Annotated in this window: 18 protein-coding genes and 1 tRNA gene; 6 read left to right on the top strand and 13 right to left on the bottom strand. The window is 70.0% G+C overall.

All coding sequences use genetic code 11. The features are described 5' to 3' along the window. Positions 1–17: 17 nt before the first annotated feature. The 5 genes from AB0M54_RS42230 to AB0M54_RS42210 form a co-directional block, all read right to left on the bottom strand. A complete protein-coding gene (locus tag AB0M54_RS42230; RefSeq protein WP_364330243.1) occupies positions 18–1,058 on the bottom strand; it encodes a hypothetical protein in 1,041 nt (346 codons plus the stop codon). A gap of 65 nt (positions 1,059–1,123) precedes the next feature. Then, complete coding sequence (locus AB0M54_RS42225; protein ID WP_364330240.1) at positions 1,124–1,285, bottom strand: hypothetical protein; 162 nt, start codon at positions 1,283–1,285, stop codon at positions 1,124–1,126. Positions 1,286–1,367: 82 nt separating this feature from the next. Continuing rightward, a complete protein-coding gene (locus AB0M54_RS42220; protein ID WP_364477974.1) occupies positions 1,368–1,931 on the bottom strand; it encodes a dihydrofolate reductase family protein in 564 nt (187 codons plus the stop codon). A 46-nt stretch (positions 1,932–1,977) separates the two neighbouring features. Continuing rightward, a complete protein-coding gene (locus AB0M54_RS42215) occupies positions 1,978–2,718 on the bottom strand; it encodes a DinB family protein (RefSeq protein ID WP_364477971.1) in 741 nt (246 codons plus the stop codon). Further along, positions 2,715–3,080: a MerR family transcriptional regulator gene (locus AB0M54_RS42210; RefSeq protein ID WP_364477968.1), complete on the bottom strand. Its 366-nt coding sequence runs from the start codon at positions 3,078–3,080 to the stop codon at positions 2,715–2,717. Before AB0M54_RS42210 ends, AB0M54_RS42215 begins: the two co-directional genes overlap by 4 nt. Before the next feature lie 29 nt (positions 3,081–3,109). Between AB0M54_RS42210 and AB0M54_RS42205 the strand changes: the two genes are divergently transcribed. The 5 genes from AB0M54_RS42205 to AB0M54_RS42185 all read left to right on the top strand — a co-directional run bounded on the left by AB0M54_RS42205 (position 3,110) and on the right by AB0M54_RS42185 (position 7,426). Continuing rightward, complete coding sequence (locus AB0M54_RS42205; protein WP_364477965.1) at positions 3,110–3,847, top strand: nucleotidyltransferase domain-containing protein; 738 nt, start codon at positions 3,110–3,112, stop codon at positions 3,845–3,847. A gap of 9 nt (positions 3,848–3,856) precedes the next feature. Then, positions 3,857–4,597 (top strand): class I SAM-dependent methyltransferase, encoded by a 741-nt coding sequence (locus tag AB0M54_RS42200; protein WP_364330226.1) that lies wholly within the window; start codon positions 3,857–3,859, stop codon positions 4,595–4,597. 189 nt (positions 4,598–4,786) lie between these two features. Next, a complete protein-coding gene (locus tag AB0M54_RS42195; RefSeq protein ID WP_364477962.1) occupies positions 4,787–5,737 on the top strand; it encodes an S-4TM family putative pore-forming effector in 951 nt (316 codons plus the stop codon). A 145-nt stretch (positions 5,738–5,882) separates the two neighbouring features. After that, a complete protein-coding gene (locus tag AB0M54_RS42190) occupies positions 5,883–6,122 on the top strand; it encodes a hypothetical protein (protein WP_364330220.1) in 240 nt (79 codons plus the stop codon). A 107-nt stretch (positions 6,123–6,229) separates the two neighbouring features. Further along, positions 6,230–7,426 (top strand): HEXXH motif-containing putative peptide modification protein, encoded by a 1,197-nt coding sequence (locus AB0M54_RS42185; protein WP_364477959.1) that lies wholly within the window; start codon positions 6,230–6,232, stop codon positions 7,424–7,426. Between the two features lie 20 nt (positions 7,427–7,446). On the opposite strand, the gene fxsT is transcribed toward AB0M54_RS42185, so the two are convergent. The 8 genes from fxsT to AB0M54_RS42145 all read right to left on the bottom strand — a co-directional run bounded on the left by fxsT (position 7,447) and on the right by AB0M54_RS42145 (position 17,155). After that, the gene (fxsT, locus tag AB0M54_RS42180; protein ID WP_364477956.1) at positions 7,447–11,745 is read right to left on the bottom strand and encodes an FxSxx-COOH system tetratricopeptide repeat protein; all 4,299 of its coding nucleotides are present in this window, start codon (positions 11,743–11,745) and stop codon (positions 7,447–7,449) included. Between the two features lie 307 nt (positions 11,746–12,052). Further along, positions 12,053–12,135 (bottom strand) — tRNA-Leu (locus AB0M54_RS42175). Positions 12,136–12,237: 102 nt separating this feature from the next. Beyond that, positions 12,238–13,827, bottom strand: a complete 1,590-nt coding sequence (locus tag AB0M54_RS42170) for a methyl-accepting chemotaxis protein (protein ID WP_364330212.1) — start codon at positions 13,825–13,827, stop codon at positions 12,238–12,240. Between the two features lie 77 nt (positions 13,828–13,904). Next, the gene (bcp, locus tag AB0M54_RS42165; RefSeq protein WP_364330209.1) at positions 13,905–14,369 is read right to left on the bottom strand and encodes a thioredoxin-dependent thiol peroxidase; all 465 of its coding nucleotides are present in this window, start codon (positions 14,367–14,369) and stop codon (positions 13,905–13,907) included. Then, on the bottom strand, positions 14,366–15,331 hold the full coding sequence (locus AB0M54_RS42160) for a hypothetical protein (RefSeq protein WP_364330207.1): 966 nt from the start codon (positions 15,329–15,331) through the stop codon (positions 14,366–14,368). Before AB0M54_RS42160 ends, bcp begins: the two co-directional genes overlap by 4 nt. Beyond that, positions 15,328–16,041: a thioredoxin domain-containing protein gene (locus AB0M54_RS42155; protein ID WP_364477953.1), complete on the bottom strand. Its 714-nt coding sequence runs from the start codon at positions 16,039–16,041 to the stop codon at positions 15,328–15,330. The genes AB0M54_RS42160 and AB0M54_RS42155 overlap by 4 nt, the downstream gene beginning before the upstream one ends. Next, positions 16,038–16,529, bottom strand: a complete 492-nt coding sequence (locus tag AB0M54_RS42150; RefSeq protein ID WP_364330201.1) for a MauE/DoxX family redox-associated membrane protein — start codon at positions 16,527–16,529, stop codon at positions 16,038–16,040. Before AB0M54_RS42150 ends, AB0M54_RS42155 begins: the two co-directional genes overlap by 4 nt. A gap of 77 nt (positions 16,530–16,606) precedes the next feature. Then, the gene (locus AB0M54_RS42145; protein WP_364330199.1) at positions 16,607–17,155 is read right to left on the bottom strand and encodes a sigma-70 family RNA polymerase sigma factor; all 549 of its coding nucleotides are present in this window, start codon (positions 17,153–17,155) and stop codon (positions 16,607–16,609) included. An 81-nt stretch (positions 17,156–17,236) separates the two neighbouring features. Between AB0M54_RS42145 and AB0M54_RS42140 the strand changes: the two genes are divergently transcribed. After that, entirely contained in the window at positions 17,237–18,898 is a 1,662-nt protein-coding gene (locus tag AB0M54_RS42140; protein WP_364330196.1) for a copper resistance protein CopC, read from the top strand. Positions 18,899–18,952 lie beyond the last annotated feature (54 nt).

Here is an 18,952-nt window from a genome sequence, read left to right as displayed (position 1 = left end):
GGCCGTCAGGCCGTCGGTCACCAGGTCTGGGTCAGGACGTCGTTGAAGATCTTCTGGATGTCGCCCTTGGTGCCGGGCGGGGTGAAGGCGCCGATGCCGACCTGCCACGTCGGGACGCCGCCGGTCGGGGCGAAGAAGTGGCTCATGTCCAGCAGGTAGCGGCCCTTGGCGTCCTTGGGCGTCTCGACGTACGACGTACGCCGGTCGAAGGTCTTGGCCTTGGCGCCCTTGTCGAACCACTCGGTGCTCAGCTTCTTCTGCTCGGCCGAGCCGCACGGCGCCGGGCAGGGCCGCAGCATGATCTGGAAGCGCTGGCCGCTGCGGGGGTTGCCCTCGTCGATGCAGACGTACGCCTTGGCCTCGGGCAGGTCGACGTCGCCGCGGAGGCATCCCCACGAGCCCGGCGTCCGGAAGGCGAACGGCCACTCCGGGAAGTCCATCGTGTAGGTCTTGTCCGAGGCCGAGAAGACCGGGCCGACCAGGGTACGGGCGGGAACCGCCCGCAACGTCGGTTTGTTCGCGGGGGCCGGTTCCGTCGCGGACGGCTCACTGAGCGGATCGGAGGTCGGCCGCTCGAAGGGTGTCGGCTCGGCCGGGCGGAACGGCTGGGCCGTCCGGTCGTCGGCGCTGTCGTCGGTGAGGGCGGCGATGCCGAGGCCGCCACAGACGCAGAGCAGCAGGAGCAGCGGCAGCAGCACCAGCACGATGGCGGCGGGCATGCCGCGGTGCTTCTGCGGCGGCGGCCCGATCGCGCCGTCCAGCCACGCGATGGCGGGCGCCCGGTACTCGACCTCGGCCGTCTGCCCCTCGTACACCGGAACCATGGTCTCGGCGTTCCCGATGCGTGACGGCAACAGGTAGGGGATGTGCATGTGCACGTGGTGCGTTCCCGGCTGTACCGGCACCACCGTGCGTCCCCAGCTCGCCTGCACCGGGTGCCCGTCGACCGACAGGATCGGCTTGAACAGGCCGAGGAGGAACGACACCCACCAGTACTTGGCGGTGACGGCAATGGCCGACGTCCCACCGCCCCACGGCGGCTGCGGTTGTCCGTACATCAGACTGGCCCTCCCTGATCAGCGAGGGGAAGCATACGGATCGTGGGTGAACCGGTGGGGGCACCTCATCCGATCGGGCCGAGCGCCTGCCACCGCGGGCGGAAGGGCAGCTCGGCCAGGGCGGCGATGGCGCGGGGCGGGAAGTCCGGCCAGGTGTCCCGCCGGGTGTCGTGCCGGCGGTTCAGGTGCCGGTCGAGAAAGGCCTGGGTACGGCGGAGCCCGTCCACGCCGACGGCAACGTCGATCTCACCCGCGCCGATGGTGTCAGCGTCGCTCCAGGCGCCGGTTCCTGGGCCGCCTGAGCGGCCGTCAGCGGGACGTCACGCGGTAGGCGAGGTAGACGACGCCGTTGGCGAAGCGGCGCTCGTCGGTGAGGTCGAGGTCGAGGCGGACGCGGTCGGCCAGGAAGTGGGTGCCGCCGCCGACGATCACGGGGGAGAGGAAGACGCGGATCTCGTCGATCAGGCCGGCGCGCAGAGCATGCGCGGCCAGGCCGGGGCCGCCGATGGTGAGGTCGCGGTCGCTCGACTCCTTCAGGGCCCGCACGGCCTCGGCGTCGAAGGACCGTTCGACGCGGGTACGCGCGCTCGACGGCTCGGCCAGGGTCGTGGAATACACGATCTTGTCCGCCGCCTGCCACAGGCGCGCGTAGTCGAGCTCGACGGCGGGCAGGCCGGGCTGCTCGTGCGCGGTCTCCCAGAACGTCATCACGTCGTAGAGCCGCCGCCCGTACAGGTAGGTGCCGATCGGGCGTTCGAGGTCGTTGACGAACGCGTGCACCTGGGGGTCGGGCACGCCCCAGTCGAACTTGCCCTGCTCGTCGTTGATGTAGCCGTCCAGGGACGTGATGGAGGTGCTGATCAGTCTGCCCATGCCGACGAGCCTACGGTTAACCGTAGGCAAAGCGCAACCGGTTGCGCTAAGGCAGCAGTTTGTCGAGGTCGCGTTCGGCGTACTGCCGGTGCGAGTACTCCTCGCTCAGCACGGTGACGAACACCTCGCGTACATCCATCGCCTGGGCCGGAGGCCAGGAGCCGGGGCCGTGGACCGGCTGCGTCTGCCCGTTCAGCCGCTCGTCGGTCAGGCCCGCCAGCACCTCGCGTACGCCGGCGACCCGATCCTCGCGAACCGCGAGCACCTCCTCGAAGGACGGGCGCGACGTGCGGTCGACGGTGAAGCCGACGTCGTCGCCCGCCTCGTCCCACGGCAGGTCGAGCGGGTGCCACGGCGCGGGATCGCCGAGGTAGGCCCGGCGCACCCAGGCGTCGGTCGCGTAGCAGAGGTGCCGCAGTGTCTGCAGGAACGACCACTCGTCGTCGACCGAGGCGTTGAGCTGGTCGGGCGTCAGCGTGCGGGCCCGCTCGATGGTTCCGGCCCACAGCTCCTCGAGGATTGCCCACGCCTCGCGGAAACCGTCCGCGTCGGCCGGGCGCATCTTGGCCAGCAGCGGGTCGCGGCGTTCCAGCTCGGCCGCGATCAGCGGCGCCACGTCGACCCCGTTGATCACCACGTTCTTCAGCTCGCCGCTGATCTCGACGTCGCACAGCTCGACGCCGCGCATGCGGACCTGGAAGAAGCTCACCGCCCGGAAGTCGGCGCCGGCCAGGTTGACGTCGCGGAAGGTCGAGCCGCTCAGGTCCTGCCGGCTGAACTCGGTCATGCCGGGACGCTCTCGGCGGTCAGGCGCTCGCGCGCGGCCTCGATCACGCCGTCGAGGCGGTCCCGGGTCGCGGCGAGCGTACTCATCTGCTCGTCGATCCGGTCCCGCTCGGCGGTCAGGTGGTCGAACATGGCCGGCGTGATCTGCCCGGTGTGCATGCAGGGCATGATCTCGGCGATGCGCCGGCTGGGGATGCCGGCGGCGAGCAGGATCTGGATGAGGTGTACGCGCTCCACGGCATCCGGCGGGAACGTGCGCTGCCCGCCCTGCGTACGCGTGGGAAGAATGAGGTCTTGCTCCTCGTAGTAACGCAGCGAGCGGACGCTCACCCCGGTCTGCTCGGCCAGCTCACCGATGCGCATGACGTTCTCCATACGGACTCGAACCTCACATGAACGTCAGATTCTACCTTCTGGACCGCGTGACCTTCATGACCACGTGCCATGCTCGGGTGGTGCTCGACGACTTCGCCTCGCGGCTCGCGGCTCATCCCCGGGTCACCGATCTGCTGGTCGCCGGCTCGCTGGCCACCGGCGACCATCTCCCCGGGGTCAGCGACCTCGACCTGGTCGCCATCTGTTCCGCGCCGCTGACCGAGCCCGAGGTCCGCGCGCTGCACGACGGCATCGACCCGGCGCTCGCGCTCGGCTGCGTCTACGTCGACCAGGCGTCGGTCGCCGACGTCGCCCGCCGCCATCCCACGTGGACACACGGGGTGCTGGTGCAGCGCATCCTCTCCGGGGTCACGCGCGCCGAGCTGGTCCGGCACGGCTACGCCGTCCTCGGCCGGGCGCCGGGTGAGATCTTCCAGGCCATGACCGACGATGACGTACGCGAGGCCGGCCGCGCCGAGCTCACCGGCTACTGGTCGTGGGCCGCGCGCCGGCCCTGGCTGTTCCTCGACCCGGTGATGGCCGACCTCAGCCTCACCTCGATGGCCCGCGGCCGGCACACCGTGGCCCACGGCGCCCTGCTCACCAAGTCGCGTGCCGTCGGGCAGGCCGCCGCCCCGCCGTGGCTGATCGACCAGCTCGCCGCCCGCCGCCGCGGCGAGCAGGTCACGTCCCCACGGCTGCGCACCGCGTGGATCGCCTGGCGGGACGCTCGCCGCACCGTACATCTGACGTAGATTCTCGCCGTGGACCGACAACGGCTCAGCAGCATCGCGCACTCGCACCACCCGATCGCCGCGCCCATCTCCGGGGTGAACGTCAACCGCCTCCTGCGCCGCGCCGGCCGCGGTCCGGCCGCGCGCATCCTCGACCTGGGCTGCGGCGAGGCGGCCTGGGCGATGCAGGCGCTGGCCCACTACCCCGACGGGGTGGCCGACGGTATCGACCTCAGCCCGTACGCGCTGGAGCGGGCCGCCGAGGCCGCCGCCGTCCGCGGCCTGACCGAGCGCCTGACCCTGCACGAACGGGATGCGAGCGGCTACGTGCCGGACGGCGACTACGACCTGGTCATGTGCGTCGGCATGACACATGTCTTCGGAGGCCTCGGCGAGACGATCGCGTCGGCCGGCCGGCACGTGCGCCCGGACGGCGTCCTGCTCGTCGGGGAGCTGTTCTGGGCGTCCTCACCGACCCCCGATCTGACGACGTTCTTCGGCGAGCTGACCGACCTGGCCGGCCTGGCCGACGCGGCCGAGGGGAGCGGCTGGACCCCGATCTACGTGCACGTGAGCGACCAGGCCGAGTGGGACACGTACGAGTGGTCGTGGGTCGGCTCGCTCACCGAATGGGCATTGGACAACCCCGGTCACCCCGACGCCGCGGACGCCCTGGACGAGGCCCGCAGCCACCGCGAGCAGTGGCTTCGCGGCTACCGCGGCATCGCCGGCTTCGCGACGATGGTGCTGCGCCGCGTCGAGAAAGTCTGATGTCCGCCGGGATACCGACGTCGACCGCCCGGGCCTGCTGGTCTCGATCGCCATGGTCGCGATGATCGACTGAGGCGCTGGCCGATCCGGCCGACATCACCGGTTGGCGTGAACGGCCAGTACCTAAGCCATCACTCCTCGTGCAACCATGACGCAAGGCGGCTGGGATGTTCGAGCGGTGCGGGGTTGATGATGCGGGCCGAGCGGCGAATCGATCTATTGCAGAACGACGCTCGGTCCGTCGTGCTGCTGCGCGCGATCGCCGTGACGCATCGCAACGTGCAGCGGGTCCAGGCGGTGAGCCTCGCGATGTCCTTGGTGATCGCCGGGTCCGGCATCGTCGCCCGGATCACCGATGCCGGCCTTTCCGCGGTCGCCGTCGCCGGAACGCTCTGGGCCGCGCTGTATGCGCTGGTCCTCGCCCCGTCCGCCCGGCGTTATCTCCGAACCAGCGCGACCCTGCAGGAGTTGTTGGACACGACCCTGTTCAACCTTCCGTGGAACAGCGTGCTCGCCGGTGATCCGCTGTCCGAGGAGGAGGTCAGCCGGCTCAGCCGGCGGTACCGAGGCGACCAGAAGCCGCTGCTGGACTACTACCTGGTCTCGACGGCGGGGTGGCCGTACGACGTGCTCTTCTGTTTCGAACAGAACCTGGCCTGGGGGTCGAGGGTCCGGCGTCGCCTCGCCGACGGGCTGATCGGTCTCGCCATCGCGTGGTGCGTGGGCGGCGTGGCTGTCGCGTTCGCGACCGAGGCGACCGTGACGGCGCTGGTCAGCTCGTGGCTCATTCCGTCGCTCGGTCTGCTGCTGTTCTGTTCGGACCAGGCTCGCGCCCAGAACGCGGTCACCCAGGAGCGCTCCCGCGTCCTCGGCCTCGTCCGGGCGGTGATCGACGACCCGACGTCATCGCATCTCGCCGACGAGGCCGAGTTCACCCGGTTCGCCCGTCAGGTTCAGGACTCGCTGCTGCTGGCGCGCCGGCAGCAGCCGCGTACGCCGCAATGGTTCTTCCGGCTGTTCCATGACGACGATCTGAGCGACTTCCGCTACAAGATGCGTGCCCTGGAGAAGAGGATCACCGCGGCTGATCTTGACTCCAGATTGGACTCACAGTCACATCGTGATCGCTTCCAGTTATGAAATAATGACGGTCGTCAACGTGTCGTCGCCGGAGGGTGCCGTACCGAGTCGCCTCGCTGGAGCGGCTGCTCACCGCGATGGTTCACCGGACCTGGTCTGACGATCTCAGATCGACGTCCGCTCATTCTCCCAGGGAGGCCCACCCATGCCCCACCGCGAGGAACCGTCAACCAGCGCGGCCTCCGACGAGGAGACGGATCAACCGGTGGTGATCGCCGACGTCTCCGGCATGACGATGCTCGAGCTGCTGCAGTGCGAGGACGCGAAGGTCGTCGAGGGCGCTCGGCGGCTGGTGGCCGATTATCTCGTTCTGCCCGTCACCTCCAGTTGGAGCAGCTTCCTCGATCCAGGCGCGCGGCCCGTCGAGAGCCGTGAGGACTCTTGATCCAGCCCCACGCATTGCCGGTCGGGTCCTTTGATCAGCTGGCGAGCGGACGGTGCGACGCCGGCACCGTCGAACGCATTCGCGCGGCCCAACACAGCAAAGACCTCTTGCTGGCCAGTCATGTGCTGCGAGATCGTCTCGGCGACGACCCACGAGTTCTCGGCGTGGCCGAGGTTCTCTCGCGGGCGCAGTCGAGGTCGCCGGTCCGGGCGGCCGAGACGTTCCGCCGAGGATGGCTCGGGAGCTGGGCCAGCCGATGCCTGCACTCGGGGCCGGAACGGACGGCTACTGCCGACGACGTCAGCGCCCTGGGGAACCTGGCCGCGGCCACGGCCCTGCGGACGGGCGTCGACGCTTCCGTCGATGTCGCCATTCGCGCCGGCCGGATCCACCTGCCGACCATGGGTTCGGCGACGGTCGACCAGTCCGCCGGGACCGACGGGACGGCGACGTTGATCGTCCGGCCGGGACGCCCGAGGCTGATCAACGACGGCGGTCATGAGGAAGACCTTCCGATGGGCGATGATCCCCGCTGGATGAGCTTGCGCGAGATCCGTCTCGGTTCGGGCCGGCGATCCCTGACGCTGACCATCGACGATCTCGACCCGACCCGTGACTGTTTCGTGAGCCGACCGGCCGACCGGTTGACGCCCGAGGCCGTCCGGCTGTGGTGGTCGCGTGGTGAGCTTGCCTGGTCGCTTCTGCGGAATCACGCGCCGGAATCGAGCGAGCTGACCGCGCGCTGGACGGACACCTTGGTTCCGTTGGAACCCGCCGCCGACGATGCCAATCTGAGCATCAGCTCGCGTGCCGCCCTCGGAAGTATCGCGTTGAGCCTGCCCGCGGGCCCGGCGGAGTTCGGGGCCTGCCTGGTACACGAACGAGCTCACTCCATGTTGAACGGCATCCTGCTCTTCTGGCGGCTCGCGGATCCGGCCGCGACGGCGACCTACTTCGCGCCATGGCGAAGAGATCCGCGACCCATTCTCGGCGCGTTGCACGGCATCTACGCGTTCACCGCGGTGGGCGAGCTGTGGCAGCAGCTGCTGGCCGTGCCCGAACTCCGAGGCGAGGCGGCCGGCCAGCTCGCCCGCCGGCGCGTCCAACTTCGCGCCGCGATCGAGGCCGTGACCGGCTCGCCCGAACTGACGCGGGCCGGGGAGGCCCTGGTCGCCCACTCCCGCCGGCGGGTCGAGCGGCTGGAGGCCGTCGAGCTGCCCCACGAGCTGGGTCGCCGTGCCGAGGATGAGCTTGTGCAGGCCTACGACGCGTGGATGCTGCGCAACTCAGCGCCGAGGGGATAGGCCGGGTCACGCGACGCGACCTAGCTGGGCGGCGGCTCGATATCGAGCTCGGCGCGTTCCCCGCCGCCGATCTCGGTCACGATCGGATGCTCCGGATGCAGGACCTCGCGGAGCTGCACACGGGCCTTGAGCAGCAGGTCGCTGCCGGTCGGGTCGCCGGTCGCCTGGAGATCGATCGCGGCGTTGACCGCGGTCAGCAGCGTCTCCGGATGGCCCGGACCGAAGAATCGCTCCGCCCGTTCGTACGTGGCGACGGCCAGATCACGGGCTGCCGCGGATTCGCCCGCCTCGGCGAAGGAGTTGGCCAGCCCGGTCGCCGCGGCGAAGGAGTACGGGTGGTCGTCCCCGAACACCTGGCGGGCGAGCGCGAGGTTGCTTTCGGCGAGCCGGCGTGCCTCGGCGTTGTCGTCCCGCAACCTCCGCAGAATGATGGCGAGGTTGATGCTGGCGGCGAGGGTGAGGGCATGGCTCGAGCCGAACAGCCGTCGATAGCGCTCAACGGTGTCGCGAGCCATGCTCCGCGCCGTCTGCAACTCGTTGCAGACCCGCAGGGCGTTGGCGAACGTGAGTGCCGCGGACAGGCTGTGTTCGTGGTCCTCGCCGAAACGCGCGCGGTGATCGTGGTAGTTCTCCCGGGCGCTGTCCCGGGCATCCGCGTAGGAACCCGTGCGCCGCAGGGCGATCGTGATGGCTCGGGCGGCCATCAGCACGGCCGCGTGCCGGGCCGACAGCAGGTCTCGGTAGATCGGCAGACCCCGGCGCTGGAGTTCGAGCGCGGCCGAGTATTTCCCGAGTCCGATCAGGTCCCGCGTCAGGTTGGTCAGCGACTCCTGAGTGGAAACGTGGTTCTCGCCGAACCGATCCCGTCTCTTGTCGAAAAGGTCGCGGTCGATCTGCTCGGCCTGGGCGAAGAGGCCGAGGAACCGCAGGTTGACCGCGAGGTTGCTCCGCGCCCGGAGGGTGCTGTCGTCATCCGGCCCGAAGGTGATGGTGTGCAGCTCGACGTTGCGTTCGTCGTGCTTTCTGGCGGCGGCGTAGTCGCCCAGAATGCGAAGGTCGTTACTGACGTTGTTGGCCGTGTACAGGGTGTGTTCGTGGTGCTCGCCGAAGCGCTCGGTGTCCTCGGTGAGGATCCGGAAGACGTGTTCGTCGAGGTCCCGGGCCGCCTGGGATTCGCCCAGCAGCCGGAAGGCGTTGGCCAGGTGACGACCGGCGATCAACGTGATCTCGTGGTCGGAGCCGAGTGGGTCCTGCGGATCGGTCCACGCCTCGTAGGCGAGCATGCCGAGCCGGCGGCTGGCCTCGTAGTCGCCGATCGTGAAGAGGTACCGGATCTGGTCCAGAACGACCGTGCGTGCGTCCGGCGACACCGCGCTGATCAGTTCGGCGGCCAGGATGTGCGGGCCGATCTCCTTATGGGCCCGGCGGGTCTGGATGTCATCCGGCTCACCCGGGTTGGCCGACGACAGGATGTTCTGTACGTTCCGGCGGGCCTGCCGTAGCCGGTCCTCGACCAGTTCTTCGCGTAGCACTCGCTGAACCAGGCGGTGGACCTGGAGCCGCTGCCCTTCGGAGTCGGTGATCTTGACAAGGCCGTAGGCGTTCACCCGGCGGATGGCGCGGTTGAGGTCGATCTGGTTGCGCAGCGCCGCGGAGAGGTCGTCCGACAGATCGGCGAGCCGGCCACTGCGCAGGACGGAGACGGCGACTGGTTCGGCGCCGAAGAACGCGAACGCCTCGAGCAGCTCGGCGGCTCCGGGGGCCTCCCGGCGCAGCTGCTGGACGGCGAGCTTCACGATGGCGAAGACGGTTTCCGGGTACGCGACCGGCCGGCCCTCGGAGAGGAGCTGCTCGATGTTGCGGTCGAACAGTTCCAGGTACTCCGGCACCGGCATCTTGGTCTGGGCGTTCCAGATCGCCGCCTGCTCCAGCGCCAACGGAAGGTCGCCCAGCTTCTCGGCCAGCCGGTCGGCATCCTCGGGGCTGATGTTCTGCCCGTGTCGTTGCAACAGTTCGATGCTTTCCTGGCGTTCGAAGATGTCGACCTCGATGGAACCGCTGTCCGTCGCGAACTCGGCGGTATTGCGCGAAGTGATGATCACATGGCCGCTGCCGGCCGGCGGCACGATGCCCGCCAGATTCGCCCGGTCGGTGACGTTGTCGTAGACCAGGAGCCAGCGCCGATCGCTCTCCGGCGCGGCCAGGGCTTCGAAGAGCAGGCTGATGGTCTGCTTGACCTCGTCCCCGGCCGGCAGGTCGAGGCGGGTCGCGAGTTCGGCCAGCGTCTGGCGAACCTGGGCCGGATCCTCGGCGGGGATCCACCAGATCAGGTCGTACTCGCCGGCGTGTCGATAGACGTACTCCACGGCCAGCTGGGTCTTTCCCACGCCGCCCAGGCCGTGCAGCGTCTGGGGCACGACCGCTGCGTGCTGCCGGGCCAGCAGAGTCGCGGTGAGCCGCTGCAGGAGAGTCTCGCGACCGGTGAAGTTGGGGTTCTTCGACGGCAGAGCGGGCCCAAGGATGAGCCGGCGTTGATTCGCTCGGGAATCGTTGGGCGCATCTTGCAGCGGGCCGGCTGTGGTTCGCGCGTTCACGGTGTCTCCCGGCTCTGGATTATCACGGGGCAGGCTACGTGGTAGGACTAATCGGGACGTATCACCCGGGGGTGATGGTCTCATCTCCTGAGATGAAGATCCGGTAAGTTCGCTCATTGATCCGGCGGCGAACCGCTCGGAGATCTGGCACAGACGTGCTCGCAGGACAGACTGACTCACCTGCAGACGACGTTCCGCACACTGGTCCAGCCACTCGTGCAGACGGTGCGAGGCGACGCCGCCGACCAGATGGGCGCAGCGGTCGACCAGCACCATAGACCGGGGCATCTGGTCGTGCGAGGTGCCGTCGCCGATCAGTTCGCCCACCTTCGCCATGACGGTGGCATGGTCCGGCCGGCCCGTGCCGGGGGCGGCTCCGGTCACGTCGTCGTAGGCCATGGCCAGAACGGCGACATCGACGTCGGACAGCAGGCTCAGCGCCGCTTCGTGGTCGGACCGGCTCAGGCGGTCACCGTCGTGCGGGGTTCCGGCGAGGACTTCCGGCGCCGTCACCGTGGGCCACGAGGTCGGACGATGCAAGGGGCGGGTCGATGCGGGCAGATAGTGGTTGTGAAATTGAAGGAATCTGCGTCCGGCATGCGCCGCCAGGCGGAAATACCACCATCGTCCGCGTGGAGTCAGGTTCTCATAGCAGGCGAACAGCATGGCGCCGGCGAGGACGGAGAGCAGGAATTGTGATCGCCAATCGCCCTGACGCATGATTTTCAGCGATTCGTAGCCGGCTTCGTGAATGGTGTTCAGGGTCGTCCTGAGGTAACCGGTGAGACGAGGTGATCCCGCCGTCCAGGGGTGCAGGACGAAATCGAGCAACGCGTCCTGCTCCTCCATCCGGAGTTCGTCCACCGTCTGGGCGATGACCGACAGCATGAGCGTCACCGGGTCGCGGCTGAGGGGCGCGTCGGCCTCGAAGGTCGACAGATCGACCAGCCGGAAGTTCTCCGCCTGTGGCTGGTCCCGCTCGACCGGGACCAGGACGTTCTCCAGATGGAGATCGCCGTGTGACGCGCCGGTCGACACGTCGAAGGTGATGGCGCCGCCGATCCGGCCCGCGGCCATCAACACCGGATTGGGCAACGGATTGGTGCGGTCGCTGCCCTCGAGGAACCAGGACGTGTCCTGTTCGAACAGTCCCAGAGCGGTGGCCCAGTCATGAATCGAGCCGCCCCCCTCCAACGCCCCGTGCAGTTCCCGATCCAGGAAGCCGGCCGTCGTCATCTCGACGGACCGCACCACGTGGGGGGCCCAGTCCCGGAGGACAGATTGGACGATGATTCCGCACGTCTTGTCGAAGTGCACGTCGGGCACCTGGGTCAACGGGGTCAGCCCGAACGTCGCTCCGGCGACGTCCTGGAACATCAGGTGGCCGCCATCCCCGACGGGGTAGGGGTCGAACGGTTGGTCGACGAGGTGGTCCGTGATGAAGGCCGCGGCCGAGGCGGCCTGCGCTCGTCGATGGGCCGCCGGCTCACGGGCGTAGACCCCGGCCGGGCAGACCTTCAGCACCAGTTTGACGTCGGCTCCGCCGGGCTGCCGAACATTGATGGCGGCCAGCTTGGCGCCGGTGTAGCCGCCGGCCCGCCAGACCGGTCGCGTCAGCCGGACGGCACGGCCGTTGGCCTCGGCCCAGCGCGACAGGGCGGATGCCGCCGGCCCGCCGAGCACGCGGGCCAACTCCTCCTGCTCCGGGTGCGCTGTGCCGGACAATATCGACCTCACCGAAGTTCGGATTGATGATCCGTTGGTCATGGACGGGGTGGAGAAAGGACTTCATGCCGTCCGTCCACCGTATCGACGCCAGGAGGTGTGGGTCCAGCCGCGACAAATTGTCCGTAGCCTATTTTGGTTGATCGAATAAGACGCGGCAAATGCTCGTCCGGTCAACAAGATCTCGACCTCTGCGCGCCGGCCGGGTCGGCGACGGGATCGGTCCGCACGACCGACCCCGGATGAGGGACATCGATCTCGCCGGGCCGCGGACCGCGTCACCCGCGACCCGCGGGCTCCACCCACGTGCGGAAGGGGGGACTCGAACCCCCACGCCCGTTAGGACAAAGGCTCCTAAGACCTTCGCGTCTGCCATTCCGCCACTCCCGCGTTCCGGTGAGTGTAAACACTCCTCGGCGGACGTATGTACAGGCCACGGCGGTCGCCTCGCGGATCGGGCCGCGTGACGACCGCCGTGGGTCTGTGGTGTTTCTAGAAGCGGAACATCGCCAGGCTCCGGCTGATGTCGCTCGCCACGCGGGAGAGTTCGTCGGCCGCCGCCTCGGTGTGGGCCGCCGCGCCGGTGGTCTCGGCGGCCGCCTCGGCGACCGCGGCCATGTTGGTGGAGATGTCGGCGGTGCCGGCCGCGACCTGGGACACGTTGCGGCTCATCTCGTCGGTGGTCGCGGTCTGCTCCTCGACCGCGGCCGCGATCGCCGTCTGGGTCTGGTTGATCTGGTCGATCACGGCGCCGATCTCCGCGATCGCGGCGACCGCGGCGGCCGAGTCGGTCTGGATCGCGCCGACCCGGGTCCGGATGTCCTCGGTGGCCCGGGCCGTCTCGCCGGCCAGCTCCTTCACCTCGCCGGCGACGACCGCGAAGCCCTTGCCGGCCTCACCGGCCCGGGCGGCCTCGATGGTGGCGTTGAGGGCGAGCAGGTTGGTCTGGCCAGCGATCGACGTGATGATCTTGACGACCGAGACGATCTCGGCCGAGGACGTACCCAGCTTCTGCAGGATGTCGCCCGCCTCGCTGGAGATGCGGACGGCCTTGCCCGCCACCTCGGCCGCGCTGTTGGCACTGCGCGCGATCTCGCCGATGGAACTGCTCATCTCCTCGGCGCCGGCCGACACCGTGGTGATGTTCTGGCCGATCTGGCTGGACGCGGCCGACACCGTGCCGGCGCCGGACGCGGACCGGCCGGCCGAGGCGTTCATCTGCCCGGCGACCGAGGTGAGCTGCGTGGCCGACGAGGCCAGCGTGGTCACGTTGTCGCTCACGTCACGCAGGGTGCCGGTGAGCCGGTCGAGGGCGGTGTTGAGGGCGTTCGCCATCCGGCCGACCTCGTCCTTGCCCTCGACGTCGAGCCGCTGGTCGAGCCGGCCCTCGGCCAGGCCCTCGAGGACCTCGACGGTGCGGCGCAGCGGCCGGGACATGGCCCGGCTGACCAGCAGGCCGAGCAGCAGGGCGATCAGCAGCGCGCCGCCGATCAGACCGCCGACCAGCAGCTTGGCCCGGTCGGCGGCCCGCTGGGCCAGCGTCATGTGGTGGGCGGTGTCGGCGTCCTCGGCCATGGCCAGGGAGTTCAGCGCGGTGGTCATGGCCTCGGCGAGCGGCTCGGCCAGGCTGCCCTGCGCGGCCAGGTAGGCGTCCATGTTCGCGGCGCGACCGGCCGTGAACAGCTTGTCGTTGCGCACCTTGCGGTAGTCGGCCAGCGCGGTCTCGAACGTGCCCCGCTGCGCTGCCTGCCCCTCGACCCCGCTGGTCCGGTACTGGGCCCAGGTGCCGTCGATCTCGGCGTCCTTGCGCTTGATCGCCTGCTCGATGTTGTTGGCGTCGGCGGCCGGCGAGTGCAGGATCAGCGACCCGCTCAGCACCCGCAGCTCCTGGACGTCGGAGCGCACCTCGCCGAGCAGGTCGGCGGCCCGCAGGTTGTCGCGGCCCACCTCGGACAGGCGGTCGTTGGCCGCGTCGACCTGGATCAGGCCGGTCGCGCCGACGCCGATCATCAGGAGGCACAGCACACCGAAACTGACGAGCAGTTTCTGCGCTACCGGCAGATTGCGAAGCAGGGCTGACATCACGTTTCTCCGGAAGGTGGCGGGGCGGGTGCACCGCACCTATCGGCAGTTGCCGCCGGGACGTGAGGGAAGAGAGGTCAGTCGATGCCCAGATCACGCCGCAGCTTGGCGACGTGCCCGGTGGCCTTCACGTTGTACATGGCCCGGTCGACGGCACCGTCCTCGTCGATCACGAAGGTCGAGCGGATCACCCCGGTCACCGTCTTGCCGTACAGCTTCTTCTCGCCGTACGCCCCGTACGCCGTCAGCACGCTCTTGTCCTCGTCACTGACCAGCGGGAACGTGATCGCGTCGCGTTCGCGGAACTTGGCCAGCTTGGCCGGGGAGTCGGGGGAGATGCCGATCACCTCGTAGCCGGCCGCCTGCAGCGAGGCCAGCGAATCGCGGAAGTCACAGGCCTGCTTGGTGCACCCGGGGGTCATCGCGGCCGGGTACGCGTACAGAACGACCTTGCGCCCCCGCAGATCCTTCAGCGCCAGGCGGTCGCCGGAGTCGGTGGGCAGGGTGAAATCGGGGGCGGTGTCGCCGTGGCTGAGGCTCATCCTGCGACCTTAGCCGTGGCGCCGGGCTGGTGACGCAGCCGCATCATGCCCTGGACGACCAGGCCCAGGCCCCCGCCGATGGCCAGCGTCACGGCCGTCCGGGCGATCCAGGCCGGCCCGGCCACCGGGACCACGGCCTGCTGGAGGACGCCGAGGTCGATGAGGCCGCCGAAGACCGCCACCACCGCGCCGGCCAGCGTGGTCAGGAACGCCGACCGGGTGAGGAAGGCCGAGGCCAGGCCGATCAGCCCGGCCGCGTAGGTCACCGTCGGCGCGGGCGCGTCCAGGGTGCGGAGGATCGCGTACGCCAGGAGCGCCGCCCCCGCCACCGGCCCGGCCGCGACCGACCACCGCCCGGCCGCGGCCACCGCCAGCATGATCGCCACCGCGCCGGCCCACCACAGCCATTCCGGAGGCGGCGGCAGGTAGTCGAGGGTCCCCTGGATCCGCAGCTCAGTGGTCTCCTGGCGGAGCGGGACGACCCAGTCGCGCAGGTGATGTCCGCGGTAGGGCTCGGCCGTCGCGGCCGGCGGCAGGCCGTCACCGGTCCAGTGCGTGCGCTGGTCGTGCCAGCGCACGGTGAGGTCGCCCGAGACGCGTCGCCATTGCGGGGGTGCGGCCGGGTCGGCGGCCGCCGGCAGCGGGGTCTCCCCGGCCAAGGTCTGGTTGAGGTACGTCGCCGGCGAGTGCACGTTCTCGTACGTGCCGTCCGGTCGCACCTCGAGATAGGGCTCGCCGGAGTAGCCGAGCACCTCGACCGTGCGCCCGGTGTCGTTGGTCAGCTCGAGCCGTGCGCCCGCCTCGATCGCGGTCACCACCAGGCCCGGCACGGCCGGGGCGAGACCCGTCACCTCCGTACGGAAGGAGGTCGCGTCGGGGGTGTCGCCGCCGTGCGCGAACGCCGGGGCGGGCAGCAGCACCACCCCGGCGACGACCGCGACCGTGAGGAGAGCTCGTCTCACCCGACCGCGCTCGTGATGGCCTGGGGGGTCGGGTTGGACAGCCGCTTGCCGTTGACCAGAACGGTCGGTGTGCCGGTGACGCCGCGCTTGGACGACTCGGCGGTGACGTTGGCGGCCCACCCGCTGTACTTCCCGTCGGTGACCGCGGCCGCGAATTTGTCGCCCAGCCCGGCCGACTTGCCCAGCTCGATCAGCTTGGCGTTGTCGAGGCCGTTGCTGCCCTCGGTGGGCTGGTTGTCGAAGAGCACCTGATGATATTGCCGGAACTTGCCTTCCTCGGCGGCGGCGGCCACGGCGCCCGCGGCCCGCGTCGAGTACTTCGTGCCGTTCGACTTGTCGTCGAGGATCGCGATCGGGTGGTAGCGCACGGTCACCTTCTTCGCGTTGACCAGCTGCGTCAGCGTGGCCCCGGACTGGTTCTCGAACTCGTGGCAGATCGGGCACATGAAGTCTTCGTACACGTCGATCGTGACCGGGCCGTCGCCCACCGCGAACGCCGTGCCGTTGTCGACCGTGCCCGGCGGGACGGCGGCGTTGCTCGTGTCGGAGCGCTGGCCGGCCAGCACGCCCCAGCCGATCAGGCCGGCGATGAGCAGCACCCCGACCACCGCCACCGTGGTCCACAGCGTGACGGTGCGGCGTTTGTCGGCCGCCTTCTGCTGCTCGACGATCCGCTTGGCGGCCGTCCGCTGCTTCGTGCCCTTGCTCATCGCGTACCCCTCATCAACAAACCGTCCAGCGAGAACCGTGTCCGCGGACGCCACACCAACAAACCCGCCAGCGCCAGGAAGCCCACGTCTCGCGCGATCTCCCAGCCGTACGCCGGGCTCTCGCCCGCGCCCAGGTCACCGCCCTGGCTGAAGCAGCCGCAGTCGATCTGCAGGCCGCGGGCCCAGGCCGAGACGATCCCGGCGATGAAGATCACCATCAGCAGCCCGCCGATCACCGCGGTCAGCCGCGTGGCCAGGCCGATCAGCAGCAACAGGCCGAGCGCGATCTCGAGGAACGGCTGGACGGCGCCGACCACCTGGGCGGCCTCGAACGGCATCAGCCGGTACGCGTTCACCGCGCGACCGGACGCCGCCAGGTCGGACACCTTGAGCCCGCCGGCGATCAGGAAGACCGCGGCCAGGCCGAGCCGAGCCACCGTCGAGACCCACGGCCACACCGCGGTCCGGCGCACAGCAGTCACCGTCATCACGTTCCATTAGTCGGCGGGGGCGCCGCCGCGGTTCCGTGATTTCGGCTGGGGGTTTCCTGGGGTCTTCTTGTGAGTCAGCTGGCCTGGGCGTCGGCCACGGCCGCGGCCAGGTCGTCACGCGCGCGGGCCACCCGCGACCGGATCGTGCCGACCGGTACCTCTTCGATCTGGGCCGCCTCCGCGTACGACATGCCCATCACCTGGGTGAGCACGAACGCGGTGCGGCGCTCGGGGCCCAGCCGGCCCAGCAGATCGGCGGCGCTCAGCCGGCCCGAGGAGTCCGGCGCGGGCATGTCGGTGTGGGCCTGGGCGGTCAGGCGGGCCCGCAACCGCCGGCCGCGCACCACCGTGCGCAGGTGATCGGCGCAGGTCCGGCGGGCGATGCCGAGCAGCCACGTGCGTACCGAAGAACGCCCCTCGAAGCGCGGCAGCGCCTGGAACGCGCGCAGAAACGTCTCCTGCGTGAGGTCGTCGGCGACGCCGGGATCGACCAGCGCGGCGGTGAAGCGCCAGACGTCGGCCTGGGTCGCGCGGACGAACGCGGCCTGTGACCCGGCGTCGCCGGCACGCGCCCGGAGCGCGAGGACAGTGGTCTCGTCCAGACCGTTTTCAGCCGGGGTCACGACCCGAGATCGTACGCGGGGCGAAACTGGCAGGCGTACCCACGTTGGGCGACCCGGGAGCAATCGGGGAACATGGCTCGCATGCCTGGTGATCGACGATCGTTGCGCCGCGTCCTCGCGACCGGTGCCGGTCTGCTGTTCGGCCTGCTCCTGACGTTGCTCGGCCCGGCCGCGCCGGCCAGCGCCCACGCCGCGCTGGTGGGCAGCGACCCGAGCAACGGCACGGTGGTCCCGGACGCGCCCAACCGGATCACGCTCTCCTTCAGCGAGTCGATCCAGCTGCTGGCCGGCAAGATCCAGGTGCTCGCCCCCGACGGCAGCCGCGCCGACCAGGGCGAGCCGGAGGCGTCCGGCACGTCGGTCACCATCCCGCTGCGCTCCGGCGGTGCCCGGGGCACCTACCTGGTCAGCTACCGCGTGATCTCGGCGGACAGCCACCCGGTGGCCGGCAGCCTCACCTACTCCGTCGGCGCGCCGTCGGCGGCGCCCACCGAGGACGCCGTCAGCGAGAGCGTCGACCCGGTGGTGCGCGCGCTGATCCCGATCGGCAAATACCTCGGGTACGCCGGACTCGTGCTGCTCGTCGGCCCGGTGCTGGTCCTGGCCCTGCTCTGGCCACACCGGCTGTCCCGGGTCGGACCGGCCCGTCTGGTCTGGTCCGGCCTCGGGCTGATCGGGTTCAGCACGCTGATGGGCCTGTGGCTCCAGGCGCCGTACGCGATCGGCGCCGGCCCGTTCGGTGCTTCGCCGGCCGACTTCCAAGACGTGCTGGGCAGCACATTCGGCGCGGTCATGCTGGTCCGCCTCGGCGTGATCTGCGCGGCCGCGTTCCTGCTCCGCCCGCTGCTCCGCGGCGACGGCGGCGAGTCCAAGGCCGACCTGGCGCTGCTCGGCGTCCTCGGCGTGGCCGCGCTCGCCACCTGGCCGCTCACCGGGCACCCGACCGCGTCACCGGTGGCCGGGGTGTCCGTGGTGGTCGACGCGGTGCACCTCTCGGCGATGTCGGTGTGGCTCGGCGGCCTGATCATGCTGGTCGCCTTCCTGCTGCCCAAGGCCGACGAGCGCGAACTCGGGGCGATCCTGCCGATCTGGTCCCGCTGGGCGTTCACCGCGGTCGGCGCGCTGGTCCTGGCCGGCGTGGTGCAGGCGCTGATCGAGGTCAGCTCGATCTCCGGCCTGTTCAAGTCCACGTACGGGCAGCTCATCCTGGTCAAGTCCGGCCTGGCCGCGGTGGCGATCGGGGTGGCGGCGCTGTCCCGCAAGATGGTGCTCAACCGGTCGGCGGCGGCGGGACCGTCCCGGCTGCGGCGGGCGGTGCTGGTCGAACTGGCCGTCCTCGCGATCGTCCTCGGTGTCACGTCGGCGCTGGTCCAGATCCCGCCTCCGCGTACGGCCACGGCGGCGTCGACCGGCACCACCAGCACAACGGTCACCCAGACGCTGCGGGACAGCTCCGTCTCGCTCCAGGTCGACGTCTTTCCGGCCAAGATCGGCAACAACAGCATCCATCTGTACGCGTACACGCCGGACAACAAGCCGCTGCCGGTCGTGGAATGGACGGCCACGGCGGCGCTCGCCTCGGCCAACATCGAGCCGATCGAGATCCCGTTGCTGCGCATCACCGACTTCCACGCCATCGGCGACATCGCGCTGCCGCAGGCCGGCGACTGGAAGCTGACGTTCACGGTGCGCACCACCGACGTCGACCGCTCGACGCTCACCACCACCGTCAAGGTCAACTGAATCTCCCCACTTCTCTCCTTCTCGTACGCCTGGACCGGCCTTTCTGGCTTGTTG

It is taken from the genome of Actinoplanes sp. NPDC051470 (genome assembly GCF_040682035.1).
GTDB lineage: Bacteria > Actinomycetota > Actinomycetes > Mycobacteriales > Micromonosporaceae > Actinoplanes.
This window is presented reverse-complemented; position numbering and strand designations above follow the sequence as displayed.